Source organism: Pseudomonas sp. AL 58, assembly GCF_036348395.1.
Lineage (GTDB): Bacteria > Pseudomonadota > Gammaproteobacteria > Pseudomonadales > Pseudomonadaceae > Aquipseudomonas > Aquipseudomonas defluvii.
Window position 1 is genome coordinate 161,797 of record NZ_JAZBQR010000003.1, and the last position, 23,421, is coordinate 185,217.

Annotated in this window: 21 protein-coding genes; 12 read left to right on the forward strand and 9 right to left on the reverse strand. The window is 61.6% G+C overall.

The window, feature by feature from the left end:
• Positions 1 to 7: 7 nt before the first annotated feature.
• The 4 genes from metX to UIA24_RS03825 all read right to left on the reverse strand — a co-directional run bounded on the left by metX (position 8) and on the right by UIA24_RS03825 (position 3,442).
• Complete coding sequence (gene metX / locus UIA24_RS03810) at positions 8 to 1,147, reverse strand: homoserine O-succinyltransferase MetX (protein ID WP_065758192.1); 1,140 nt, start codon at positions 1,145 to 1,147, stop codon at positions 8 to 10.
• Between the two features lie 152 nt (positions 1,148 to 1,299).
• Positions 1,300 to 1,890, reverse strand: coding sequence for a YggT family protein (locus tag UIA24_RS03815; RefSeq protein WP_065758193.1), 591 nt, complete (start codon positions 1,888 to 1,890; stop codon positions 1,300 to 1,302).
• A gap of 10 nt (positions 1,891 to 1,900) precedes the next feature.
• Positions 1,901 to 2,719 carry a pyrroline-5-carboxylate reductase gene (proC, locus tag UIA24_RS03820; protein WP_099773330.1) on the reverse strand — a complete coding sequence of 273 codons (819 nt, stop codon included), beginning with the start codon at positions 2,717 to 2,719 and terminating at the stop codon, positions 1,901 to 1,903.
• A gap of 36 nt (positions 2,720 to 2,755) precedes the next feature.
• Positions 2,756 to 3,442, reverse strand: coding sequence for a YggS family pyridoxal phosphate-dependent enzyme (locus UIA24_RS03825; RefSeq protein ID WP_330522222.1), 687 nt, complete (start codon positions 3,440 to 3,442; stop codon positions 2,756 to 2,758).
• A 65-nt stretch (positions 3,443 to 3,507) separates the two neighbouring features.
• Between UIA24_RS03825 and UIA24_RS03830 the strand changes: the two genes are divergently transcribed.
• Positions 3,508 to 4,542 (forward strand): type IV pilus twitching motility protein PilT, encoded by a 1,035-nt coding sequence (locus UIA24_RS03830; protein WP_102053217.1) that lies wholly within the window; start codon positions 3,508 to 3,510, stop codon positions 4,540 to 4,542.
• Here the strand turns inward: UIA24_RS03830 and UIA24_RS03835 are convergent.
• A complete protein-coding gene (locus tag UIA24_RS03835) occupies positions 4,539 to 5,162 on the reverse strand; it encodes a C40 family peptidase (protein WP_065758197.1) in 624 nt (207 codons plus the stop codon). The two genes, UIA24_RS03830 and UIA24_RS03835, sit on opposite strands and share 4 nt — an antisense overlap.
• 155 nt (positions 5,163 to 5,317) lie before the next feature.
• Between UIA24_RS03835 and UIA24_RS03840 the strand changes: the two genes are divergently transcribed.
• Positions 5,318 to 5,737, forward strand: coding sequence for a TM2 domain-containing protein (locus UIA24_RS03840; RefSeq protein WP_330522223.1), 420 nt, complete (start codon positions 5,318 to 5,320; stop codon positions 5,735 to 5,737).
• Positions 5,738 to 5,758: 21 nt separating this feature from the next.
• On the opposite strand, the gene UIA24_RS03845 is transcribed toward UIA24_RS03840, so the two are convergent.
• The 3 genes from UIA24_RS03845 to UIA24_RS03855 all read right to left on the reverse strand — a co-directional run bounded on the left by UIA24_RS03845 (position 5,759) and on the right by UIA24_RS03855 (position 10,577).
• On the reverse strand, positions 5,759 to 6,454 hold the full coding sequence (locus UIA24_RS03845; RefSeq protein ID WP_065758199.1) for an SPOR domain-containing protein: 696 nt from the start codon (positions 6,452 to 6,454) through the stop codon (positions 5,759 to 5,761).
• Between the two features lies 1 nt (position 6,455).
• Positions 6,456 to 8,192, reverse strand: a complete 1,737-nt coding sequence (argS, locus tag UIA24_RS03850; RefSeq protein ID WP_065758200.1) for an arginine--tRNA ligase — start codon at positions 8,190 to 8,192, stop codon at positions 6,456 to 6,458.
• 165 nt (positions 8,193 to 8,357) lie between these two features.
• Positions 8,358 to 10,577 (reverse strand): primosomal protein N', encoded by a 2,220-nt coding sequence (locus UIA24_RS03855; protein WP_102053218.1) that lies wholly within the window; start codon positions 10,575 to 10,577, stop codon positions 8,358 to 8,360.
• A gap of 167 nt (positions 10,578 to 10,744) precedes the next feature.
• Here UIA24_RS03855 and rpmE point away from each other — a divergent pair, with 167 nt between their 5' ends.
• The 3 genes from rpmE (at position 10,745) to UIA24_RS03870 (ending at position 13,233) form a co-directional block, all read left to right on the forward strand.
• Positions 10,745 to 10,960, forward strand: a complete 216-nt coding sequence (gene rpmE, locus UIA24_RS03860; protein ID WP_065758202.1) for a 50S ribosomal protein L31 — start codon at positions 10,745 to 10,747, stop codon at positions 10,958 to 10,960.
• 35 nt (positions 10,961 to 10,995) lie between these two features.
• On the forward strand, positions 10,996 to 11,784 hold the full coding sequence (locus UIA24_RS03865; protein WP_330522224.1) for a thermonuclease family protein: 789 nt from the start codon (positions 10,996 to 10,998) through the stop codon (positions 11,782 to 11,784).
• Positions 11,785 to 11,964: 180 nt separating this feature from the next.
• On the forward strand, positions 11,965 to 13,233 hold the full coding sequence (locus UIA24_RS03870; RefSeq protein ID WP_065758203.1) for a malic enzyme-like NAD(P)-binding protein: 1,269 nt from the start codon (positions 11,965 to 11,967) through the stop codon (positions 13,231 to 13,233).
• A 325-nt stretch (positions 13,234 to 13,558) separates the two neighbouring features.
• On the opposite strand, the gene UIA24_RS03875 is transcribed toward UIA24_RS03870, so the two are convergent.
• Positions 13,559 to 15,985, reverse strand: a complete 2,427-nt coding sequence (locus UIA24_RS03875; protein WP_176717395.1) for a penicillin-binding protein 1A — start codon at positions 15,983 to 15,985, stop codon at positions 13,559 to 13,561.
• A 183-nt stretch (positions 15,986 to 16,168) separates the two neighbouring features.
• Here UIA24_RS03875 and pilM point away from each other — a divergent pair, with 183 nt between their 5' ends.
• From pilM to UIA24_RS03910, 7 genes are all read left to right on the forward strand, one after another.
• A complete protein-coding gene (pilM, locus tag UIA24_RS03880; protein ID WP_330522225.1) occupies positions 16,169 to 17,092 on the forward strand; it encodes a pilus assembly protein PilM in 924 nt (307 codons plus the stop codon).
• Positions 17,092 to 17,634, forward strand: coding sequence for a PilN domain-containing protein (locus UIA24_RS03885; protein WP_330522226.1), 543 nt, complete (start codon positions 17,092 to 17,094; stop codon positions 17,632 to 17,634). Before pilM ends, UIA24_RS03885 begins: the two co-directional genes overlap by 1 nt.
• Positions 17,631 to 18,572 carry a pilus assembly protein PilP gene (locus UIA24_RS03890; protein WP_330522227.1) on the forward strand — a complete coding sequence of 314 codons (942 nt, stop codon included), beginning with the start codon at positions 17,631 to 17,633 and terminating at the stop codon, positions 18,570 to 18,572. Before UIA24_RS03885 ends, UIA24_RS03890 begins: the two co-directional genes overlap by 4 nt.
• Positions 18,573 to 18,629: 57 nt before the next feature.
• Positions 18,630 to 19,850, forward strand: coding sequence for a type IV pilus secretin PilQ (locus UIA24_RS03895; protein ID WP_330522228.1), 1,221 nt, complete (start codon positions 18,630 to 18,632; stop codon positions 19,848 to 19,850).
• Between the two features lie 4 nt (positions 19,851 to 19,854).
• On the forward strand, positions 19,855 to 20,373 hold the full coding sequence (gene aroK / locus UIA24_RS03900; RefSeq protein WP_065758209.1) for a shikimate kinase AroK: 519 nt from the start codon (positions 19,855 to 19,857) through the stop codon (positions 20,371 to 20,373).
• Positions 20,374 to 20,467: 94 nt separating this feature from the next.
• The gene (gene aroB, locus UIA24_RS03905; protein WP_065758210.1) at positions 20,468 to 21,565 is read left to right on the forward strand and encodes a 3-dehydroquinate synthase; all 1,098 of its coding nucleotides are present in this window, start codon (positions 20,468 to 20,470) and stop codon (positions 21,563 to 21,565) included.
• 16 nt (positions 21,566 to 21,581) lie between these two features.
• The gene (locus UIA24_RS03910; RefSeq protein WP_330522229.1) at positions 21,582 to 23,225 is read left to right on the forward strand and encodes an AAA family ATPase; all 1,644 of its coding nucleotides are present in this window, start codon (positions 21,582 to 21,584) and stop codon (positions 23,223 to 23,225) included.
• The last annotated feature ends 196 nt before the right edge of the window (positions 23,226 to 23,421 follow it).

The following is a 23,421-nucleotide window of genomic DNA, read 5'->3' on the forward strand; positions in this document are numbered from 1 at the left end:
GGGGTCCTCAGAGGGCAATGCGGTTCATGTAGCGGGAGAAGGCCTGCAGGTAGCGTGGGATCGGGATCAGGAAGGCATCGTGGCCTTGTGGTGCATCGATCTCCAGGTAGCAGACGTTTTTCTTCGCGGCCATCAGTGCGTCGACGATCTCCCGCGAGCGGGCGGGCGAGAAGCGCCAGTCGGTGGTGAACGACATCACGCAGAAATCGGCTTTGACGCCGGCCAGGGTCGCGGCCAGGTCACCCCCGTGGGCGGCTGCCGGGTCGTAGTAGTCCAGGGCCTTGGTCATCAACAGGTAGGTGTTGGCGTCGAAACGCCCCGAAAACTCTTCGCCCTGATAGCGCAGGTAGCTTTCAACCTGGAATTCCACGCTGTGGAAGTCGTAGTTGAGCTTGTCGCTTTTCAGCTCGCGGCCAAACTTCTCGCCCATCGAGTCATCGGACAGGTAGGTAATGTGCCCGACCATGCGCGCCAGCATCAGGCCGCGCTTGGGGATTACCCCGTGCTCCTGGAAGTAACCGCCGTGGAATTCCGGGTCGGACAGGATGGCCTGGCGCGCCACTTCGTTGAAGGCGATGTTCTGTGCCGAGAGTTTCGGTGCCGAAGCGATGGTCAGGCAGTGGCGTACCCGCTCGGGGTAACTGATGGTCCACTGCAGCGCCTGCATGCCGCCGAGGCTGCCGCCAACGACCGCCGCCCAGGTGCTGATGCCAAGCCGGTCGGCCAGGCGTGCCTGGCTGTGTACCCAGTCTTCCACGGTGAGCACCGGGAACTCGGCACCAAAAGGCTTGCCGGTCGCCGGGTTTATGCTGCTTGGCCCGGTGGAACCGTTACAGCCGCCGAGGTTGTTCAGGCTGACGACGAAGAAACGGTTGGTGTCGATAGGTTTGCCGGGGCCGATGCAACTGTCCCACCATCCGGGCTTGCGGTCGTCGGCGCTGTGGTAGCCCGCCGCGTGGTGGTGCCCCGACAGGGCATGACAGATCAGCACGGCGTTGCTCGCGCTGCTGTTGAGTGTGCCGTAGGTTTCGTACATCAGGTCGTAGGCGGCCAGCGAACGACCGCAGGCCAGGGCCAGGGGATCGCTGAAGTGCGCCAGTTGCGGTGTTACCAGACCGACCGAATCTTCGGGAAAGACAGTGGACATCGACCCTGCTCACGCTTAAATGAGGCGTAAGTCTAAAGACCGCTGGGGTGGGGGGCAAGCCGCGTGGTAGATGGCTGGCCTTGCCGACGAAGCCCTGTGAATTCATCGTCGGCAAGGCCGCCTCTGCGGGCGTGGTGTCGTCAGGCCTGAAATCAGACCAGCAGGCGCAGGATCTCTGGCATTGCGGTCATGGCTGCCAGGTTGTTGATGACCAGCATGTCGATCAGTTTCAGCGCCATGAACGCCAGGATCGGCGAAATATCCAGGCCGCCGAGGTTTGGCAGCAGGCGACGGAACGGGGCCAGGAACGGATCGCAGATCTGGTTGACCAGTTCGGCACCAGGGTTGTGGCTGCCCGGTGCGACCCAGGACAGGATCACGCTGACGATCAGGGCGAAGAAGAAGATCTTCAAGAACAGCGCGGTGACGCCAATGATCGACCAGATCAGCAACTGTACCGGGTTGCCGGTGGTGCCGTAGGCCAGCAACAAGGTCAGGCCCATCAGCAGCAGCTGCACGGCCAGTGCCAGCAACAATGACGACATGTCCAGGCCGAACAGGCTGGGGATGATCCGGCGCAACGGTTTGAGCAGCGGCTGGGTGGCGCGTACGGCAAACTGGCTGAGCGGGTTGTAGAAGTCTGCGCGAACCAGCTGCAGGATGAAGCGCAGCATCACGACCAGCAGGAACAGGCTGCCGAGGGTCTGCAGAATGTAGATTGCAGCGGTGTTCAGTCCGATCATCTTCGGCTCCTTAGTTGCCTAGTTGTTCGGCCAGTTCGGCCGAGCGGTGCGCAGCTGCGCCCAGCGCTTTTTCCACCAGCGCTTCGAATCCATCAGCCTGGAAGGACTTGATCGCCGCCTCCGTGGTGCCGGCTGGCGAGGTCACCCGACGGCGCAATTCAGCTGCGTCGACATCACTGGTAACTGCCATTTGCGCGGCACCCAGTGCGGTCTGCAGGGTCAGGCGTGCTGCGGTTTCACGTGGCAGGCCAAGTTTCTCGCCGGCTGCAGTCATGGCTTCGATCAGCAGAAAGAAGTAGGCCGGGCCGCTGCCGGATACGGCAGTGACGGCGTCCAGTTGCTGTTCCTGTTCCAGCCACAGTGCGATGCCTACGGCCGAGAGCAGTTGTTCGGCCTGCTGGCGCTGTTCGGCACTGACCTGAGCGGTGGCGAACAGGCCGCTGACGCCCTGGCGCAGTAGCGCTGGGGTGTTGGGCATGCAGCGTACGATCGGCTGGGCGCCAAGCCATTGGTTCATGCTGGCGCAGGTGATGCCGGCAGCAATCGAGACGACCAGCTGGTTTGGCTTGAGGCTGGGTTGCAGGGCCAGGCAAACGGCTTTCATGGCCTGCGGTTTGACGGCCAGCACGATCACGTCGGCGCCGTCGATGGCCTCGGCATTGTCGGCGAACATCTCGATGCCGTGTTCGGCGTGAACTTTGGCGCGTTGTTCGGCGCCAGGGTCGCTGGCGCGAATCTGCGCAGCCTCCAGGCCCTGTGCGCGCAGGCCGCCGATCAGGCTGGCGGCCATGTTGCCGGCACCGATAAAGGCAATACGAGTCTTGCTCATGTCAGGTCCTTGTCGAAAAAGGTGAGTAAAGCAGGGTCAGGGTTGGCCGTAGTCACGGGCGCCAAACAGCGCGGTACCGATGCGCACCCAGGTTGCACCCTGTGCAATCGCCGACTCCAGGTCGTGGCTCATGCCCATGGATAACGTGTCGAGTGGCAAGCCCAGGCTGGCCTGCAGGTCGCGTACCTTGGCAAAGGCTGCGTCCTGCGCGGTGCGGTCTTCGGTGGGCTCGGGTATCGCCATCAAGCCACGCAGCTTCAGCCGTGGCAGCACCGCGATAGCAGCGGCCAGCGCGGGCAGTTCCTCCGGGGTGCAGCCGGACTTGCTGTCTTCGCCACTGACATTGACCTGAATACAGATGTTCAATGGTTCCAGCGATTCAGGGCGCTGCTCGGAAAGGCGTTGAGCGATTTTCAGGCGATCCACGGAATGTACCCAGTCGAAGTGCTCGGCGATAGCGCGCGTCTTGTTCGACTGAATGGGGCCGATGAAGTGCCAGGTCAAGGGCAGGTCGGTCAATTCGGCCTGTTTGCCCAGGGCTTCCTGCAAGTAGTTCTCGCCCATGTCGCGCAGGCCGGCAGCGAAGGCTTCGCGCACGGCGGCGGCAGGTTTGGTTTTGCTCACGGCCAGCAGCTTGATGCTGGCCGGATCTCGCCCGGCAGCCTCGGCGGCACGGTGGATGCGCTCGGCGAGGGTGGAAATGTTGTCTGCTATGGTGGACATGATCGATGCCAGCGGCTCTTTGGGTCTGCGGCATTCTACCTGCTTGGCGGTGTTTGGGGAGTCTTATGGATGTGACTGAACTGCTGGCCCTTGCTGCCAAGGAGGGGGCCTCGGACCTGCACCTGGCGGCGGGTGATGTGCCAATGATCCGCCTGGATGGCGAGATGCTGCGACTGGATTTACCGTCGCTTGAGCCTGATCAGGCGCGGGCGTTGATCGCGCAAATCATGACGGATCAGCAAAAAAAGGATTTCAAAACCCTTCAGGATCTCGATTTCTCCTTTGCCATGGCGGGGGTAGGGCGCTTCAGGGTAAATGCCTTCGAGCAGTTGCAGGGCGTGGGGGCGGTATTCCGGTTGATCCCCTCATCGGTACGTGGCCTGGCTGAGTTGGGGCTGGGTGCTGTTTTCCGGCAAATCGCCGAACTGCGTAGTGGGCTCGTATTGGTGACCGGCCCCACCGGCTCGGGAAAGTCCACCACCCTGGCAGCCTTGATTGATCACCTGAACCGCGAGCGCGCCCTGCATATTCTCACGGTCGAAGACCCGATCGAGTTTATCCACAGCCCGGTGCGTGGCCGGATCAGCCAGCGTGAGGTGCAGCGTCACAGTCACAGTTTTGCGGCGGCGCTACGGGCCGCCCTGCGTCAGGACCCGGATGTGATCATGCTCGGGGAATTGAGGGACCTGGAGACGATTCGCCTGGCCCTGACGGCGGCCGAAACCGGGCATCTGGTGCTGGCCACCCTGCATACGGGCTCGGCAGCGAAGACCGTTGACCGGATCGTCGATGTATTTGCCGCCGAGGAAAAGCAATTGGTACGTGCGATGCTGGCCGAGTCCCTGCAGGCGGTGGTGTCTCAGGTGCTGGTGCGCAAGCCCGGTGGTGGCCGGGTAGCCGCGCACGAGATCATGCTGGCGACGCCGGCGATTCGCAATTTGATCAGGGAGGGGAAAGTGGTGCAAATCCAGTCTGCAATCCAGACCGGCGGGGCGCTGGGCATGCAGACCCTGGACAGTTGTCTGCAGGGTCTGATGGCAAGGGGGGAGATCAGTGCTGATACGCGCCGGGCGGTGGGATGCGCGCCCGGTGGGTTTTAGCGCTTGGCAAGGTTCAGCTGTTGCTGGTCCTTGGGCAGTACGCGCTTTGCAACCACATAATGGTTCTGCCAGTAAGGCTTGTTCAGCGTATCAATGCTGACGCGCTTGCCGGTGCGTGGCGCATGGATGAAGCGGTCGTTGCCCAGGTAGATGGCAACATGGTTGACCTTGCGGCTCTTGATATTGAAGAACAGCAAGTCGCCCGGTTTCAGGTCTTTTTTATCGACCTTGATGCCGTGGCCGCTGGCCATGGCGTTGGAGGTGCGAGGCAGGTCGACTTCATCGATATCGTTGAAGGCGTACTTGACCAGGCCGCTGCAGTCGAAGCCTTTGCTTGGGCTGCTGCCACCCCAGCGATAGGGGGTGCCCAGCGCGTTGACGGCGCGGCTCAGCACGTCGCTGCTCTGCTTGGCCGACAGGTTGGCCGTTGATTTTGTCGGTTTTGCACTACGGTTGGCATAGTGGATCGGGGATGCCGAACCTTTGTTGGCGTGTACGCCGGTGGCATTGGCGGTATAGCCAGAGAAGCCATTAGGAAGACGTTGCTCACGATTGGTGGCGTGGGCGGCCAGGGGCAATAATAGGCAAATAGTCAGCCATGTCTTGAAAAGGGGACGCATAGGCAGGGCTCTTGTTGGTTAGCGCGCAACTTTATAACAGCTTTTTTGCGCGGATCTGCCCCGTTGGTCGATTTCGACGGCACCATACGTCGGCTTGCTACTGAAAAGTCACATTTTTGTTTAGAAAATTTTCACATAACCCGCTGAGGCTACGAATGAACAGTTATCAACAGAGCCCACCCTTCCATGACACGCACAGCAAGGTTATCGGCTATCTGCTGTGGTGCTTCGGTTTTCTCGGTGCGCACCGCTTTTACTATGGCAAGCCGGTCACGGGCACGATCTGGTTCTTTACCCTGGGGTTGCTTGGCATCGGCTGGTTGATCGACCTGTTCCTGATCCCGTCGATGGACCGTGAAGCGGACATGCGCTTTCACTCCGGGCCGCTGGATTACAACATCGCCTGGGTTCTGCTGACGTTTCTTGGGGTGTTTGGCGTGCATCGCATGTACCAGGGCAAATGGATCAGTGGCCTGATCTACCTGGTGACGGGCGGTCTGTTTCTGGTGGGCGTGCTGTACGACTTCTGGACTCTGAACGACCAGGTGTCGCTGAGAAACGCCCAACGGCGCTAAGGCGCCGCTGGGCGAGAGGGCTTACTGGCGGTTTTGGCGCTGCTGCAAGAGCAGGTTGTTGAAGCCGCTACCGGCCAACTGCTTTTGGGCCACGGTCAATTGTTCGCGGTTGCTGAACGGGCCCACCAGCACGCGGTACCAGGTTTCGTCGCGGACCATGCCGGACTCGACCTGCACGGCCTGGCCGAGCAGGATGATTTGCGCGCGGACCTTGTCGGCGTCAGCCTGCTTGCGGAACGAGCCGGCCTGCAGGAAGAACTGGGTGGTCGCTGCTGGTTTCACCACGGGAGGTGGCGGTGGCGGCGTTTGCCCCAGCAGTGCGGCCTGGGCCCTGGCAGTGTCGATCTTCGCGGCTTCAGCCGGTGTGACCGGCTGCTGTGGCTGGGCGGGTACCGGCGGGGTTTTCTCCGGTACGGCTTCCGGCGGCACGATGACTTCCGACTCTGGCAGCAAGGTGTAGAAGTCGTATTTCGGCTTCACCGGTTGCTGTGGGCTGGGCGGTGTCTTGTTCGCTTCGGCAGCGCGCTCGGCTTTCTGCTGTTCGGGCTTGCTCCGCTTGACCTCGTCGGTGCTCGGATCAAGCTTCATCAGAAAGACAATGAATGCGCCCACGGTCAGGCCGACAGCCAGCCACAGCCAGCCGGGGATCGGCTTCTTCTCCGGCGCCTGATAGCGGCTGGCGCCGCGCTTGGGAGCGGGCTTTTTCTTGGCTGCCACCTTACATGCGCTCCAGGGTTTCCAGGCCCAGCAGTTCCAGGCCCTGCTTGAGGGTGCGACCGGTCAGTGCGGCCAGGCGCAGGCGGCTCTGTTGCTGTTCGGCCGTTTCGGCGGCCAGGATCGGGCAGTTCTCATAGAAGCTGGAGAACAGGCCGGCGACGTCGTACAGGTAGCTGCAAAGCACGTGCGGCGTACCTTTTTCAGCAACGTTGTTCAGGGTTTCGCCGAATTGCGCCAAGCGTGCCGCGAGGTCGTGTTCCTGGGCGGCTTGCAGGGTGATATGGCCGTCAACTTCGCTGAAGTCCTTGCCCAGCTTGCGGAATACGCCCGCCACGCGGGTGTAGGCGTACAGCAGGTACGGCGCGGTGTTGCCTTCGAAGTTGAGCATCAGGTCGAAGTTGAAGCTGTAGTCGCTGGTGCGGTGCTTGGACAGGTCGGCGTATTTCACCGCGTCGATACCGACAACCTGGGCGATGGCGCGCAGTTCATCTTCCGCCAGTTGCGGGTTCTTTTCCTTGACCAGGGTGTACGCACGTTCCTTGGCTTCGGTGAGCAGGTCGATCAGCTTGACCGTGCCGCCGTCGCGGGTCTTGAACGGGCGGCCATCGGCGCCGTTCATGGTGCCGAAGCCCATGTGCTCCATGATCATGTCGTTACCGACGAAGCCAGCGCGGCGGGCGACTTCGAACACCTGCTGGAAGTGCAGTGCCTGGCGCTGGTCAACGAAATACAGGGCGCGGTCGGCCTTGAGGACGTTGCTGCGGTAGCGCACGGCTGCCAGGTCAGTGGTCGCGTACAGGTAGCCGCCATCGGCCTTCTGCACGATCACCGGCAGTGGGTCGCCGTCGGCGGTCTTGTACTCTTCGAGGAATACGCACTGGGCACCGTTGCTTTCGACCAGCAGGCCCTTGGCCTTGAGGTCGTTGACCACGTTGATCAGGTCGTCGTTGTAGGCGCTTTCGCCCATGACGTCAGCCATGGTCAGTTTGACGTTGAGCTGCTCGTAGGTCTTCTGGCAGTGCGACAGCGAGATGTCCTTGAAGCGGGTCCACAGCTTCAGGCATTCGGCATCACCGGCTTGCAGCTTGACCACCAGGCCGCGCGCGCGGTCGGCGAAGGCTTCGGACTCGTCGAAGCGCTTTTTCGCGGCGCGGTAGAAGTTTTCCAGGTCCGACAGCTCGTCGCTGGTGATCGGGTTTTCTTCCAGATAGGCCATCAGCATGCCGAACTGGGTGCCCCAGTCGCCGACGTGGTTCTGCCGGATCACGTTGTCGCCGAGGAACTCGAGTACGCGGGCGACGGCATCGCCGATGATGGTCGAGCGCAGGTGGCCAACGTGCATCTCTTTGGCCAGGTTGGGTGCCGACAGGTCAACGACCACTTTCTGTTGTGGGCCGGCTTTCTGTACGCCAAGTTTGCTGTCGGCCAGCGCGGCGTCGAGGCGTGACGCCAGGGCCTGGGTATTCTGGAAGAAGTTCAGGAAGCCGGGGCCGGCGATTTCCACTTTGCTGACCTGGGCATCGGCGGGCAGGGCCGCGATGATTTTTTCGGCTAGGTCGCGTGGCTTCATGCCGGCCGGCTTGGCCAGCATCATCGCGATATTGCTGGCGAAGTCGCCGTGGGTCTTGTCCCGGGCGTTTTCCACCTGGATCGCCGGCGTAAGCCCTTCAGGCAGCACACCGTCGGTGACGAGTTGGGTGAGGGCTTGCTGGATCAGCTGGCGAATGGTGTCTTTCATGGGATTCTCTTTCGACCGCAAGCGCGGCGGCGCTTGGATGCGCAGGTGGAAAAACTGAACATTATCCGTTGCTGGCACGAGCTTGCCAACCTTTGGGGCTGTCTTGCGTTCGATCCTCTGCAATACGTACTCAAACCGGCCTCGTTGACGATGAGGCCGGATGGGTCAGTAGAGGTCGACCGGGTCCACATCCAGCGACCAGCGTACCTGCCGCCCGCTGGGCATGTGTTCCAACAATAGCAGCCAGGCATTGATCAGCCGATGCAGCGGCGCGCGTGCGTTGGCCTGCAGCAGCAACTGTGCGCGGTAACGACCGGCCCGACGCTCCATTGGCGCAGGTACTGGCCCGAGCAGCTCGATGCCATGCAGGTTGTGCTCGGCCAGCAGTTGTTCGGCGGCGGCGCAGGCTTCATCGAGAAAGCCCTCGGCCTGCCCCGGCTTGTGGGCTTCGGCGCGCAGTAGGGCAAGGTGTGCGAAGGGTGGCAGGCCAGCTGCACGGCGCTCGCTCAGGGCCTGCTCGGCAAAGGCGAAGTAGCCTTGTTCGGTCAGTTGCACCAGCAGTGGATGGTCGGCCAGGTGAGTCTGGATAATGACTCTGCCGGGCTCTTCTGCGCGCCCTGCGCGGCCCGCAACTTGAACGATCAACTGGGCCATGCGCTCGCTGGCGCGGAAATCGCCGGAAAACAGTCCACCATCGGCATCGAGAATGGCAACCAGCGTGACCCTCGGGAAGTGGTGACCCTTGGCCAGCATCTGGGTGCCGACCAGAATGCACGGCTGACCGCGCTGGATGGTGGCAAACAACTGGTTCATCGCATCCTTGCGCGAGGTGCTGTCGCGGTCGACGCGTAGCACCGGGTAGTCCGGGAACAGGATGCTCAGGCGTTCTTCGGCGCGCTCGGTGCCGGCGCCGACCGGGCGCAGGTCGACCTTGTTGCATTGTGGGCACTGGCGTGGCACGCGCTCGTCATAGCCGCAATGGTGGCAGCGCAACTCGCCGGAGCGCTGGTGAACGGTCATCCGCGCATCGCAGCGCGGGCACTCGGACATCCAGCCGCAATCATGGCAGAGCAATGTCGGGGCAAAGCCTCGGCGGTTGAGGAACACCAGTACCTGCTGCCCCGCTGCGAGTGTCTGGCCGATGGCTTGTTGCATCGGGCCGCTGATGCCGCTGTCCAGTGGGCGACTCTTGACGTCCAGACGCAGAAAACGCGGTGCCTGGGCACCTCCGGCGCGGTGGTTCAGGCGCAGCAGGCCGTAGCGACCCGTGTAGGCATTGTGCAGGCTTTCCAGCGATGGCGTGGCGGAGCCCAGCACGATCGGGATGTTTTCCTGGCGAGCGCGTACCAGTGCCAGGTCGCGTGCGTGGTAACGCAGGCCTTCTTGCTGTTTATAGGAGCCGTCATGCTCTTCATCAATGATGATCAGCCCCGGGTTCTTCATGGGGGTGAACAGGGCTGAACGGGTGCCGATGATGATGTCGGCCTCGCCATCGCGGGCCGCCAGCCAGGCATCCAGGCGTTCGCGATCGTTGACCGCGGAGTGCAATAAGGCGATGCGGGCATTGAAGCGCTGCTCGAAGCGGGCCAGGGTCTGTGGGCCAAGGTTGATCTCGGGGATCAGAATCAGCGCCTGTTTGCCGGCTTCCAGGGCTTCACGGATCAGTTGCAGGTAAACCTCGGTCTTGCCGCTGCCGGTGACACCAGCAAGGAGGAAGGCGTGGAAGCTGTCGAAACCGGCTCGCACGGCGTTGAAGGCGGCGTGCTGTTCCTCGTTGAGCGGCAGTTCCGGTTGCGCCAGCCAATGCTCATGGCGCTGTTGCGGCGCATGGCGGCGTACTTCAACCTGCACCAGTTCTTTGCTCAGCAGCAGGTCAAGGCTGTCTTTGTTCAGGCCCAGTTTGCCGAGCAGGCCGTGGGCGACGCCGTGCGGGTGCTGGGCCAGGGTCGACAATGCTTCACGTTGGCGTGGTGCCCGGGCAATGCGCGGGTCGTCCAGGCGTGCGCCAGGTGCAATCTGCCAGAAGCGCTCCTGCCGCGCTTCGGCCGGTTCACCCTGGCGCAGAAACACCGGCAGCGCCCAGCTGAAGGTGTCGCCCAGGCTGTGCTGGTAGTACTGCGCGGTCCACAGGCACAGCTTGAAGAAGGCTGGCGGCAGTGGAGAGACCGGATCGAGCAGCGCGATGGCGGGCTTGAGCTTGTCGGCTGGGACGTCACTGTGGTCGCAGACCTCCACCAGGATGCCGATCATTTCGCGCCGACCGAATGGCACCCGAATGCGCATGCCGGGTGTCAGTTCGACGCGGGCCATGCTCGCTGGGGCCCTGTAGTCGAACAGTCGCCGCAGGGGCGAGGGCAGAGCAAGGCGCAGAATGACGTCGGACACGCGGTAATTTCTCTGAAGGGGGATTCCTGAACCGCCGAGCCTAGCAGACGACCGCCGGTGCAAGCGACAACTTGCGTCGACCGTCGGCTCTGGTATTATTCGCCGCCTAATTACGTGCGGTATTCAACAATGGTGTTGGATGGCGGCACGCAGTCGAGGAAGTGACCATGAAGCCAGAAATTCATCCAACATACGAAGCCGTTACTGCCACCTGCAGCTGCGGCGCTGTCATCGAAACCCGTTCGACTCTGTGCAAGCCACTGAGCCTCGACGTGTGCTCGCTGTGCCACCCGTTCTACACCGGTAAGCAAAAAGTACTGGACACTGGCGGCCGCGTACAGAAGTTCGCCGATCGCTTCGGCATGTTCGGTGCCAAGAAGTAAGATTGCGCGCAAGGCTAGCCCCTGTGGGCCTGTCAATGCTGCTGAAGAAGGCGTCCCTCGTGGGCGCCTTTTTTATGGGCGCGATTTGGCAGGGCGTCGCCTTGGCGTTCTGTCCTGCCCCGGCCAGCGTACAGTCGGTTAGCGTCACGCAGGTGGTCGATGGCGATACCGTGCGTCTGGAGGATGGGCGCAGCGTGCGCCTGATTGGGGTAAATGCCCCGGAAATCGGTCGCAAAGGCCGCAGCAGTGAACCGTTTGCCGACGCTGCCCGGCAACGCCTGCAAGCGTTGGTCAAGGCCAGTGGCGGGCGTATTGGCCTGCAGCCCGGCGTGCAAGGTCGCGACAAGTATGGGCGTACACTTGCACATATCTACACACGCAATGGCGACAATATTGAGGCGCAGTTGTTGGCTGAAGGCCTGGGCTATCGCGTGGCAGTGGCGCCTAACGTGGCGCTGGTAGCGTGCCAGCAGGACGCCGAGCGAGTGGCTCGCAAGGCAGGGCTCGGGCTTTGGCGCGCACCTGCAGTGCGTACTGCCGGGCAGATCGAACAGTCGGGCTTTGCGCTGATTACTGGCCGGGTTCGGGGCATTGAGCGTAACCGCGGCGGCGTCTGGACCGAAATCGACGAAGGGTTGGTGCTTCAGGTCAGCCCACGCTTGCAGGGTGACTTCCCATCGTCCTTTTTTGAGGGGCTCAAGGGGCGTCAGGTCGAAGCACGGGGTTGGGTGCTGGATCGTTCCCGCAAAGGCGGGCTGAAATCGGGGCAGGCGCGTTGGTTGCTGCCGCTGACTGACCCAAGCATGCTCGAGCGGGTTGATTAAGTAAAAATTGTGGACATTTTTAAAATAAATTGTACACACTGAAAGCCTTGCAGGACGCGGCTCTTGGCGGAAAGTCGTAGGTTAAAGGCCTTGACACTAGTGACCGGGCAGTCTTGTCGGCCCCTTGCTCTTTGCGTATCCTCGGCGGCTCGTCAGAACAGTAAAAGCGGAATGCCCATCATGTCAGATTTGAAAACTGCCGCTCTCGAATACCATGCTCAGCCTCGTCCGGGGAAACTGAGCGTCGAGCTCACCAAGCCTACTGCGACTGCTCGCGACCTGGCCCTGGCCTACAGCCCGGGCGTCGCCGAGCCGGTACGTGAAATCGCTCGCGATCCAGAGCTGGCCTACAAGTACACCGGCAAGGGCAATCTGGTAGCAGTCATTTCCGACGGCACTGCCATCCTCGGCCTGGGTAACCTGGGCCCTCTGGCTTCCAAGCCTGTCATGGAAGGCAAGGGTGTTCTGTTCAAGCGTTTCGCCGGTATCGATGTGTTCGACATCGAAGTCGACTCGGAAAGCCCACAGGCGTTCATCGACACCGTCAAGCGTATCTCCATCACCTTCGGTGGTATCAACCTGGAAGACATCAAGGCGCCAGAGTGCTTTGAGATCGAACGTGCTCTGATCGAGCAGTGCGACATCCCGGTATTCCACGATGACCAGCACGGTACTGCGATCGTGACCGCTGCGGGCATGATCAACGCCCTGGAAATCGCTGGCAAAACCTTGGGCGAGGCGAAAATCGTCTGCCTGGGCGCCGGCGCTGCTGCCATCTCCTGCATGAAGCTGCTGGTGAGCATGGGTGCGCAGATCGAAAACATCTTCATGGTTGACCGTACTGGCGTTATCCACGCTGGCCGTGACGACCTGAACCAGTACAAGGCGGTGTTCGCTCACGCTACCGAGAAGCGCACCCTGTCCGAAGCGCTGGAAGGCGCTGACGTGTTCGTAGGCCTGTCCGGCCCGAACCTGCTGAGCGCTGAAGACCTCAAGCGCATGGCGGCCAACCCGATCGTGTTCGCCTGCTCCAACCCGGATCCAGAGATCTCGCCGGAACTGGCTCACGCCACCCGTAACGATGTGATCATGGCCACCGGCCGTTCGGACTACCCGAACCAGGTCAACAACGTACTGGGCTTCCCGTTCATCTTCCGTGGTGCCCTGGACGTTCGCGCCAAGCGCATCAACGAAGAGATGAAGATCGCTGCTGCCAACGCCCTGCGTGAGCTGGCCAAGCTGCCAGTGCCGAAGGAAGTGTGCGACGCCTACGGCGGTATCGCGCTGGAGTTCGGTCGTGAGTACATCATTCCGAAGCCAATGGATGCTCGCCTGATCACCGTGATCTCCGATGCTGTGGCCAAGGCTGCGATCGAGACTGGTGTAGCAACCCTGCCGTATCCGAAGAACTACCCGCTGAAAAGCGTGGATGACGTGTTCAACGGCTAAGCCGTTGTAGCGCTCCAGCAAAAAGCCCCGGCGCGTGAGCACCGGGGCTTTTTTTGTGCGCCGTAGAAGCCATCGCGGGCAAGCCTGCATCCCGCACCTGTAGGGGCAGGCTTGCCTGCGATGGCATCGGCGCGGTGCCAGCGAGGCCACGGCGCCTGCATCGTTGGCAAGCCAACTCCCACAGGAATCCGCGCAGAACAGTGCATCTCTGTAGGATCAGGCTTGCCTGCGATGCAGGCGCCGCGATAGGGCTTGTACCCCAACGATGACGCCGTCGCCTGCAAGAGCCGTACTCCTGCGGTGTAGGAGTACGGTTGCTATGGCGTCAGAACAGGTCGATCGGAGCCGCTTCATCTGCGGGCAGCGGGCTGCCCGGCAGGTTGCTGTTGCCCAGTTCGTTGACTGACGGCGGTGAGTCTTCAGCCTTGAACAGTTCAAAGTAGGCGTTTGGCGTGCTAGGTGTCGCTGCACGACCACTGGCCGGGTCAATTCGCAGGCTGAGGATGCCCTCCGGCTCTGCCAGGCTGTGCGCAGGTTTGTCCTTCAGCGCTGCGCCCATGAAGTTGATCCAGATCGGCAGGGCTACCGTGCCGCCATACTCGCGATGGCCGAGGGTCTCGGGCTGGTCGAAGCCCGTCCACACCGTGGTGGTGTAGTCGGCGTTGTAGCCAGAGAACCAGGCATCCTTGGCTTCGTTGGTGGTGCCTGTCTTGCCGGCTAGGTCGGTTCGCCCCAGAACCATCGCCCTGCGCCCGGTGCCACGCTTGATCACGTCTTCCAGCATGCTGGTAAGGATGTACGCGGTGCGGCCATCGATTATACGTGGCGCGATCACTGGCGCTTGCACCATGGTCGTAGGGTTGGCGGTATCGACGCTGATTGGCCCGGCTTCGGGGGCGGCAATGCCGTTCTGGTCTTCATTACCTTGCGGCACGCGCGCCGGGTTGGCAGTGAACAGTGTTTCGCCGTTACGGCTCTCGATGCGCTCGATCAGGTACGGGGCGATCTTGTAGCCGCCGTTGGCAAAGGTGCTCCAGCCGGTGGCGATCTCCATCGGGGTCAGGGTTGCCGTGCCCAGGGCCAGCGACAGGTTGCGTGGCAGGTCCTGTTTGTTGAAGCCAAACTTGGTGATGTAGTCGATCGTGGTGTCGACGCCCATGCTCTGCAGCAGGCGGATCGAAACCATGTTGCGCGACTTGTACAGTGCCTCACGCAGGCGGATCGGGCCAAGGAAGGTGTTGGTGTCGTTCTTCGGGCGCCAGACCTTGTCCAGGTACTCGTCGACAAACACGATAGGGGCATCGTTGACCAGGCTGGCGGCGGTGTAGCCGTTATCCAGTGCAGCACTGTAGATGAATGGCTTGAAGCTTGAGCCTGGCTGACGCTTGGCTTGCATGGCGCGGTTGTAGTTGCTCTGCTCGAAGGAGAACCCGCCGACCAGTGCGCGGATAGCGCCGCTGTGGGGGTCGAGCGAGACCAGTGCGCTCTGCGCTGTGGGTACCTGGCTGAACTTCAGGATGCCGCTGCTCAGGCGTTGCACCCGGATCAGGTCGCCGATCTGGGCAACATCTGCAGGTTGTTGTGGGCTGCGGCCCTGGCTGTTGGTGCTGAGGAATGGGCGGGCCCATTTCATGCTGTCCCAGGCAACCGGAAGCTCTTCACCGGTGCGGGTCAGGACATGCAGGCCGCTCTTGTCAACCTGGGTCACGATGGCCGGCTCCAGGCCTCCCAGTGGTCGTTGCTTGTTCAGTTCCTGCAGCCATGCCGCTCGGGTTTTACCGGGCAGGCGCGATTCCGGTCCGCGGTAGCCGTGACGTTGGTCATAGGCGAGCAGCCCTTCCAGTACGGCATTGTTGGCCATTTCCTGGAGGTCGCTAGGGACGGTAACCGTCACCCGGAAACCTTCTGTGTAGGCGTCGCTGCCGTAGCGGCCAACCATCTCGGCGCGGGCCATCTCGGCGATGTAGGGCGCGTTCACTTCGGGGGTCGGTACGTGGTAGCTGGCGTTGATCGGCTCAGCCAACGCGCTCAGGTAGCTGGCTTCGTCGATTTTGCCAAGCTTGTACATACGGCCGAGGATCCAGTCGCGGCGCTCTTTGGCGCGTACCGGATTGGCCAGCGGGTTGAAGCGCGAGGGCGCCTTGGGCAGGCCGGCGATCATCGCCATTTGCGCCAGGCTTACGTCACGAATCGATTTGCCGTAGTAAACCTGGGCTGCGGCTTCAATGCCGTAGGCGCGGTTACCCAGGTAGATCTTGTTCACGTACAGCTCAAGGATTTCATCTTTGGTCAGTTCGCGCTCGATCTGCAGGGCCAGGAGAATTTCGTTGGTCTTGCGCGAGAAGCTGCGCTCGCTGCTCAGGAAGAAGTTCTTCGCCACCTGCATGGTGATGGTGCTGCCGCCACTCTGGATGTGGCCCGACTTGATCAATTGTGTTGCAGCGCGCATCAGGCTGCTCGGGTCGACCCCGTAGTGATTGGCGAAGTTGTCGTCTTCGGCAGCCAGCAATGCCTGGATGAAATGCGGCGGAATGTCGGCAAAACGGATGGGTGAACGACGCATTTCGCCAAACTCGGCGATGAGCTTGCCGTCACTGCTGTAGACCCGCAGGGGGATCTGCAACTGGATGCTTCTGAGGGCCTCTACCGAGGGCAAGCTGGGGCTAAGATACAGAAACGCGCCGCTCAGACCGAGTACGAGCGCACAAATGACTGCGACGAAAGACCACCAGAAGAACTTCAGCAGGCGTATCAAGGCTTTGGGGTGTCCAGGTAGAGGAGTGAGTTGAGCACAGGCCCGGCAGACGTCAAAAAACGCTGGGCATTATAAGCAAATTTCACCTCGGCGCGTTACGCGAGCCCTTGTCAAGGTGCTCGATTGCCGCTGGCGCAAGCGCTGCGCGGTGAATGGTGACTATAAAAATAGGGAAAGCCAATGTTTGGACGTTTCGGCAAGGATGCCGGTTCACTTTTGGGTATTGAAATTGTCGCTACTGCCGTACGCCTGGTGCAACTGGAGCGTCGTGGGGGCGGTTGTGCGGTGCGCGCCTGGGCGATTGAGCCACTGGCTGCTGGGGCGGTGATCGATGGGCGCATGGTGGCGCTTGACCTGATCGCAGCGGCGTTGGCCCAGGCATTCAGGCGCAGTGGCGCTACAGCGGTTGATGCCGCACTGTCGCTGCCGGCATCGGCGGTCATGTGTTGTGAGGTGACGTTGCCGCGTGGGCTCGGTGAGGCCGAAATGGCTGACCGTTTGTCTGACGAGCTTGCAGGCAGCATCCCTTACCCGCTCGATGACGCAGCCATCGACTTTCAAGTGATGGGTGTCAATGCGCAGGCGCCGGGCGCGCTCGATGTGGCGGTGGCGGTATGCCGCTGGGATGCGCTGGAGGTGATCGAGGAGGTCCTGGCGCTGGCTGGCCTGTGCCCACAGGTTGTCGATATCGACAGCCATGCCTTGCGGCGGGTTGCCTGTCGGGCGTCAGGTGAGGTGTCTGCGGTGCTAGTGGTCGAGACAGACCATCTTGTCTTTCATCACCTGCGCGAGGCCGGTGAACACCGTCGGGACGAATTACGGGGCGGGGATGCGGCCCTGCAGTTGGAGTCCATTGTGCGTGCGCTCGACCACTGGTTGCTGGATAGCCTGGAGCGTGGCCGCGGATCAATGCCGGAGCAGTTGCTGTTGGCGGGTACTGGTGCCACTGCGGCGCTTGCCGAGCAGTTGCAGCCGAGGTTGGGTATTGCCTGCTCGGTGCTTGACCCCTTTGACGGCATGCTCGGTGTGCGGGATGGCGCATTGCGTGCAGCGGCGCCTTGCCTGGCGATTGCCAGCGGCCTTGCGCGCAGGAGCTTTGACTGATGCGGCGGGTCAACCTGCTGCCGTGGCGCGAGGCCAGGCGCCAGGCACGGGGCAAGCAGTTGCAGGCAATGCTGGTTGCAACGCTCGTGCTGGGAGGCGCAGGCGTGTACCTGGTGGATCGTGCAGTCGAGCGGCGGCTAAGCGGACAGGAGGCGCGCAATGCAGGGTTGCAACAAGACAGTGAGCAGCTTGATGAGTTGATCGCCCGCCTGTCCGATCTGGCAGAGCAACGTGATGCCTTGCTGGAGCAGTTACAGGACGTTGAGGTGCTGCAGGAGGGCCAGGGATTCGACGTGCTTGAACGTTTGGTTTACGCCGTGCCGCAGGGTGTACAGCTTACCGGATTGCTCTTTGAGGCTGCGCAGTTGAACGTCTCGGGGTTGGCCCCTTCAAGTGCAGCGGTTGCCCGCTTCCTGCGTAACCTTGGCACCGTACCGGGCTTGCAGAGGCCTGAGCTGCAGGATGTGCAGTCGAGCGGAACGGGGGTGGCCTTTCAACTGCTGGTGGGCGTGCAGTTGGCTGATTCGGAGCCTGCGCCATGAGCCGGCTGGCAATGCTTGCCGGTTTGGAGTGGGGCGTGCTGGGCAGTTGGTCCTGGCGGGCGAAGGCCGCGCTGCTGGCAGCCTCCTTGGCTGCCGTGACAGGGTTAGGCTACGGGGTTCAGGTACGTGACGGGCTGCTGGATCTTGAGCGCTCCATGGGCCGAGAGGTAGCGCTCAGGGGCGAAATTGCCGAAAAGTCGGTGCAGGCCGCGCTTTCGGAGGGCTATCACCAGCAGATCGATGCCTTGCAGCACCGTCTTGAGTCTGCAAGGCAGCGGTTGCAGCAGGGCGATGCTGCACGGTTGCTGGAGGATGTCGCGCGGCTGGGCGACGGGCTTTGGGTCGAGCAGTTCAAGCTGCTTGATGAGGTGCCTCATGCCTATTTTGTCGAACAGCCGCTGGAATTGAACGCCATAGGCGCTTATCCACAACTGACGGCCTTGCTCGCCGGTCTGGCCGGGCTGTCCCGTATCGTCACCTTGACGTCGTTGCAACTGGCCCCGGCGGAGGCGAAGGCACCGGGGCAACTGCAGCTGCGCCTGCTTGCCAGTACCTATCGTGCTGGCGATCAGTCTCAGGCGCTGGAACCTGCCACGTTGCCGGTGCTCGCCGACGCTTCAGCGCCACTGCCACATGATCCGTTTGCTGCCGTTGAGCCACTTGAGTCGCGCACGCTGCTTGAGCGGCTTGCGCTTGAGCAGTTTGAAATGGTCGGCAGCCTGCGCGGCCGACAGGGGAGAGTGGCTCTGTTAAGAGGGGCGGGTTCGATACACCGTATTCAGTTGGAGGATCGCTTGGGGCCTGATCACGGACGCGTCGTGGCCATCAGCGAGCATCAAGTGGAGCTTGTCGAGCAAGTGTTCATTGAGGGCAGGGGCTGGCTTGAGCGACCCCGAACCCTTGTGTTGAAGCAGGCAGACCGAGGAGACGGTCGCTGACACTGGAGGTCATGGATGAGCAAGCGGTGTTGGGTGTTTGGGGTGTTGTTTTTAGTCATGGCAGACACAGATCTGCGCGCGGCTGTATCGACAGGTCCTTATGTTGGAGAGCCATTGTCGCTGAACTTTCAGGATGTCGAGGTGCGTTCGGTGTTGCAGGTGCTGGCCGATTTCACCGAGCTGAATCTGGTAACCAGCGATGCGGTGCAGGGCACTGTCACCCTGCGCTTGCAGGACGTGCCTTGGGATCACGCGTTGGACCTGGTGTTACGCAGCAAGGGGCTTGGCAGGCGTCTGGACGGTAATGTGCTGATGGTGGCACCGCTGGAAGAATTGGCGGGGCTGGCGACATTGCAGCGTGAGGTGTTGCAGGTCACGCATGCCAGGGCGGCAGATATCGCTGAGCTCTACCTGGGCTTGTTCACAGGGGATGCAGCAGGCGCTGAGCGCGGTGCGATCGTGATTGATGAACGCACCAACACGATTCTCGCGAGCCAGACTTCGGCGCGCCTTGACGCGTTGCGCCAGCTCGTCGCGCAACTGGACGTGCCTGTGCGTCAGGTGCTGATCGAGGCAAGGATCGTTGAGGCCAATGTCGACTACGAGAAAAGTTTTGGCATTCGCTGGGGTGGCGAGTTGAGCCTGGGCGCTGGCGTGGCGCTCTACGGGCCGGGTGAGGTGGGGCGGCCTTTTGTCGACCTTGGGGCGGAACGGGCGAGCTCGGGCATCGGCTTGGGGCTGGTTCGTGACAGCCAATTGCTGGACCTTGAGCTCACTGCGATGGAAAAATCCGGTAACGGGGAGATCATCTCGCAGCCCAAGGTGGTGACTGCTGACCGAGAAACTGCACGGATCCTCAAGGGGACCGAGGTGCCTTATCAGGAGTCGGGCGCCAATGGCACCACCTCGATCACCTTTCGCGAGGCGTCCCTGTCACTTGAAGTGACGCCGCAGATCATGGCGGACAACCGTGTGGTGATGGCCGTCAAGGTGACCAAGGATGAGCCTGATTACCTCAATGCCCAGGCTCAGGTGCCGCCGATACGGAAGAATGAGGTCAACGCCAAGGTTCAGGTGGGTGATGGGGAGACCATCGTGATTGGCGGGGTGTATTCGACGGTGCAAAGTAAAGTGGTGGATAAGGTGCCATTTTTGGGCGATGTGCCGTATGTTGGGCGGCTGTTTAAGCGCGATGTCGTACAAGAAAAAAAATCTGAGCTGCTGGTCTTCCTGACTCCGCGTATCATGAGTGACCAGGCGATTGCTGTGAGTCGTTGATTCTGTGCGAAATTTGATACTTGTTGGGCCGATGGGTGCTGGCAAAAGCACCATTGGCCGTCTGCTTGCCAAAGAGCTGCGTCTGCCGTTCAAGGATTCCGATAAGGAAATCGAGCTGCGTACGGGCGCCAATATCCCATGGATCTTCGACAAGGAAGGCGAGCCGGGATTTCGTGATCGTGAGCAGGCGATGATCGCCGAGCTGTGCGAGGCCGATGGCGTTGTGCTTGCAACCGGCGGTGGTGCCGTGATGCGTGAAGCCAATCGCCGGGCATTGCATGCCGGTGGGCGAGTGGTTTACCTGCATGCCTCGGTTGAACAGCAAGTCGGGCGCACCGCGCGTGACCGCAATCGACCGTTGTTGCGTACCGCCGATCCTGCTGCGACCTTGCGTGCCTTGCTGGAGCTGCGCGATCCGCTGTACCGGGAGATCGCCGATCTGGTCGTCGAAACCGACGAACGGCCGCCGCGCATGGTGGTGCTGGATATTCTCGAGCGCCTGGAGAAGTTGCCGCCCCGTTAGGCTATCCTCGGCGGCCAGTCATGCCGTGACAGGGCACCTCGTTACTGCGCGGGCCGCGCTATTGCTCCCGCGCCCTAGTTCATTGTGGGGAAACATGCAGACACTTAAGGTCGAGTTGGGTGAACGTAGCTATCCGATCTACATTGGTGAGGGCTTGCTGGATCAGCCCGAGTTGCTGGCGCCGCACATAGCGGGTCGGCAGGTTGCCATCGTTTCCAACGAGACCGTTGCCCCCCTTTATCTGGAGCGCCTGACCCGTACATTGGGCGCTTTTTCAGTGCTGCCAGTGGTATTGCCGGATGGCGAAGCCTTCAAGAACTGGGAAACCCTGCAGCTGATTTTCGATGCCCTGCTGACCGCGCGTCATGATCGTCGGACCACCATTATCGCCCTTGGCGGCGGTGTGATCGGCGATATGGCCGGTTTTGCGGCGGCGTGCTACCAGCGTGGCGTGGATTTCATCCAGGTGCCGACCACGCTCCTGTCGCAGGTCGACTCCTCGGTGGGCGGCAAGACCGGTATCAACCATCCGTTGGGCAAGAACATGGTCGGTGCGTTCTATCAGCCCAATGCAGTGCTGATCGATACCACCAGCCTGAATACACTGCCGGCTCGCGAACTGTCGGCAGGTCTGGCGGAAGTCATCAAGTACGGCCTGATCTGCGATGAGCCGTTCCTGGGCTGGCTGGAAGCGAATGTCGATGCCCTGCGCCGGCTTGATCAAGCCGCGCTTACCGTTGCCATTCAGCGCTCCTGCGCGGCCAAGGCCGCCGTGGTCGGCGCTGATGAGCGTGAGTCCGGCGTGCGCGCCACGCTGAACCTGGGACATACCTTCGGTCATGCGATCGAGACTCATATGGGCTATGGTGTCTGGTTGCACGGTGAAGCCGTTGCCGCTGGCACAGTCATGGCGCTGGAAATGTCCATGCGTCTGGGCTGGATCAGTCAGCAGGCCCGAGATCGGGCCATCCGCCTGTTTCAACGCGCAGGCCTGCCGGTGGTGCCTCCACAGGAAATGACCCCGGCGCATTTCATGGAGCATATGGCAGTCGACAAAAAGGTACTCGACGGTCGCCTGCGGCTGGTGCTGTTGCGCCAGTTGGGTGAGGCCGTGGTTACCGACGACTATCCAAGAGAGATTCTTCAGGCCACGCTGGACGCGGATTACCGCGCGATCGTGGCCCAGCTTTGAGGTTGATAAGAGTTCGATGACTAGTTTGCATGCCGACGAGGCCTTTCTCGGCCATTACCAGTTGAGCCACGACCCCTTCGCTGCGCGGGTGCCTGGTTTCAAATTCTTCCCGGCCCAGCGCAAGCCGGTGTTGGGCCAGCTCCATCACCTGGCGCGTTACAGTCAACTATTGCTGGTGGTCACCGGGCCACTGGGCAGCGGCAAGACCTTGCTGCGCCAAGCCCTGGTCGCCAGTACCAACAAACAGTCCGTACAGAGCATTGTGGTCTCGGCACGTGGGGCCAGCGATGCCGCCAGTGTGCTGGGGCAAGTCGCCCAGTCGTTGAACCTGGCCAAGGCCGAGGTTCCAGAGATTCTCGCTCAGGTGGTGCAGTTGGCGCTGACCGGGCAGGAAGTCTATTTGCTGGTCGATGATGCGGAACAACTCGACGAGTCGGCACTCCAAGCCTTGCTGGAACTGGCTGCGGGCACTCCTGAGGGGCGTCCGCACGTGTTCCTGTTCGGTGAGCCGTCACTGATCGCCGGGCTGGATGCGCTGAATGCCGAGCAGGAGCGCTTCCACATCATTGAGCTGCAGCCTTACAGCGAGGATGAAACCCGGGAGTACCTGGAGCAACGCCTGGAAGGTGCCGGAAGTGGCCTCAATGTGCTGACCAGTGAGCAGATCGCCGATATTCACGAGCATTCGGAGGGTTGGCCTGGCGTAATCAACCAGGTTGCCCGGGATGCCTTGATCGAAGCCATGATTGCCAGCCGCACGACGGCGAAGCGACCATCAATGGGGTTCAAAATGCCTAAGAAGCACGTACTGGCGTTGTCTGCTGTGGTAGTGGTCGCCGTTGCAGCGGCGGTGTTGATGCCCAAGAAGGGCGACCAGACGCCTCCCGGAGCGCCTGCAGAGCAGGCACAGCTGCCATTGGGCCAGGGGCAGCCAAGCACTGCCCAGTCCAACAATGGTGGCCCGGCCATCGAATTTGCTGGCTCCTCGCAGCCTATGCCATTGCCACTGGTGGGGCAGTCTCAACCGGTGATGCGTGGTCCGCTGGCTGAAGCGGCGGGCATGGGGGACGGTGATGAAAGTACGCCTGCTGGCGAAACTGCATTGCAGCCGCCTACGGTGACGACCATCGCACCCCCTGCTGGTGTTCCCGCTGGCCCTGCACCGACACCTGCCCAACCGGTAGCGTCTACTCAGGTGCAACCGGCTGCACACGCTCAGCAAGCTCCGGTCGCCGCTGCCAGCAAGCCGGTTGCACCTGCGCCTGCACCTGCAGTGAAGCCTGCGCCTGCCCCTGTGCAGGTCGCCGCAGCCAAGCCGGCGCCGAAACCGGTAGAAAAGCCGGCGGAGAAACCAGTCGCGAAGGCCGCCGCCGGTGGTAACTGGTATGCCGGGCAAAAGCCGAGCAACTATGTGGTCCAGATCCTCGGTACCAGCTCTGAGGCGACGGCTCAGGCCTATGTCAATTCTCAGGGTGGCGACTATCGCTACTTCAAGAAAAACCTGCAGGGCAAGCCGCTGTTCGTCGTTACCTACGGCAACTTTGCCAGCCGTGATGCCGCACTTGCTGCAATCAAGGCCTTGCCAGCCAAGGTCCAGGCTGGTAAACCTTGGCCTCGTAGTGTTGCCAGCGTCCAACAAGAGCTGGCAGCGACCCGCTGAAATAGCTCGGTGGCACCACCCCCGCCACCTGCTGAGCGTCTCCTGAATTTCGGTCAAGCCTGCTGCGCCATGCGCGGCAGGCTTTTCTGTCCCAGACTGCCGGCCAAAAGCCATTGCAGTCCAGGCTGAAACGCTTCAGACTCAAGCGAAGCCGCTATCACGGCAGCGCTCATAAAAACATTCAAAAATGCGACAT

Excerpts from the sequence above, each read along its gene's own strand:
- metX (WP_065758192.1), bottom strand. The coding sequence starts at position 1,147 with ATGTCCACTGTCTTTCCCGAAGATTCGGTCGGTCTGGTAACACCGCAA.
- UIA24_RS03815 (WP_065758193.1), bottom strand. The coding sequence starts at position 1,890 with ATGATCGGACTGAACACCGCTGCAATCTACATTCTGCAGACCCTCGGC.
- proC (WP_099773330.1), bottom strand. The coding sequence starts at position 2,719 with ATGAGCAAGACTCGTATTGCCTTTATCGGTGCCGGCAACATGGCCGCC.
- UIA24_RS03825 (WP_330522222.1), bottom strand. The coding sequence starts at position 3,442 with ATGTCCACCATAGCAGACAACATTTCCACCCTCGCCGAGCGCATCCAC.
- UIA24_RS03830 (WP_102053217.1), top strand. The coding sequence starts at position 3,508 with ATGGATGTGACTGAACTGCTGGCCCTTGCTGCCAAGGAGGGGGCCTCG.
- UIA24_RS03835 (WP_065758197.1), bottom strand. The coding sequence starts at position 5,162 with ATGCGTCCCCTTTTCAAGACATGGCTGACTATTTGCCTATTATTGCCC.
- UIA24_RS03840 (WP_330522223.1), top strand. The coding sequence starts at position 5,318 with ATGAACAGTTATCAACAGAGCCCACCCTTCCATGACACGCACAGCAAG.
- argS (WP_065758200.1), bottom strand. The coding sequence starts at position 8,192 with ATGAAAGACACCATTCGCCAGCTGATCCAGCAAGCCCTCACCCAACTC.
- rpmE (WP_065758202.1), top strand. The coding sequence starts at position 10,745 with ATGAAGCCAGAAATTCATCCAACATACGAAGCCGTTACTGCCACCTGC.
- UIA24_RS03865 (WP_330522224.1), top strand. The coding sequence starts at position 10,996 with ATGCTGCTGAAGAAGGCGTCCCTCGTGGGCGCCTTTTTTATGGGCGCG.
- UIA24_RS03870 (WP_065758203.1), top strand. The coding sequence starts at position 11,965 with ATGTCAGATTTGAAAACTGCCGCTCTCGAATACCATGCTCAGCCTCGT.
- pilM (WP_330522225.1), top strand. The coding sequence starts at position 16,169 with ATGTTTGGACGTTTCGGCAAGGATGCCGGTTCACTTTTGGGTATTGAA.
- UIA24_RS03885 (WP_330522226.1), top strand. The coding sequence starts at position 17,092 with ATGCGGCGGGTCAACCTGCTGCCGTGGCGCGAGGCCAGGCGCCAGGCA.
- UIA24_RS03890 (WP_330522227.1), top strand. The coding sequence starts at position 17,631 with ATGAGCCGGCTGGCAATGCTTGCCGGTTTGGAGTGGGGCGTGCTGGGC.
- UIA24_RS03895 (WP_330522228.1), top strand. The coding sequence starts at position 18,630 with ATGGCAGACACAGATCTGCGCGCGGCTGTATCGACAGGTCCTTATGTT.
- aroB (WP_065758210.1), top strand. The coding sequence starts at position 20,468 with ATGCAGACACTTAAGGTCGAGTTGGGTGAACGTAGCTATCCGATCTAC.
- UIA24_RS03910 (WP_330522229.1), top strand. The coding sequence starts at position 21,582 with ATGACTAGTTTGCATGCCGACGAGGCCTTTCTCGGCCATTACCAGTTG.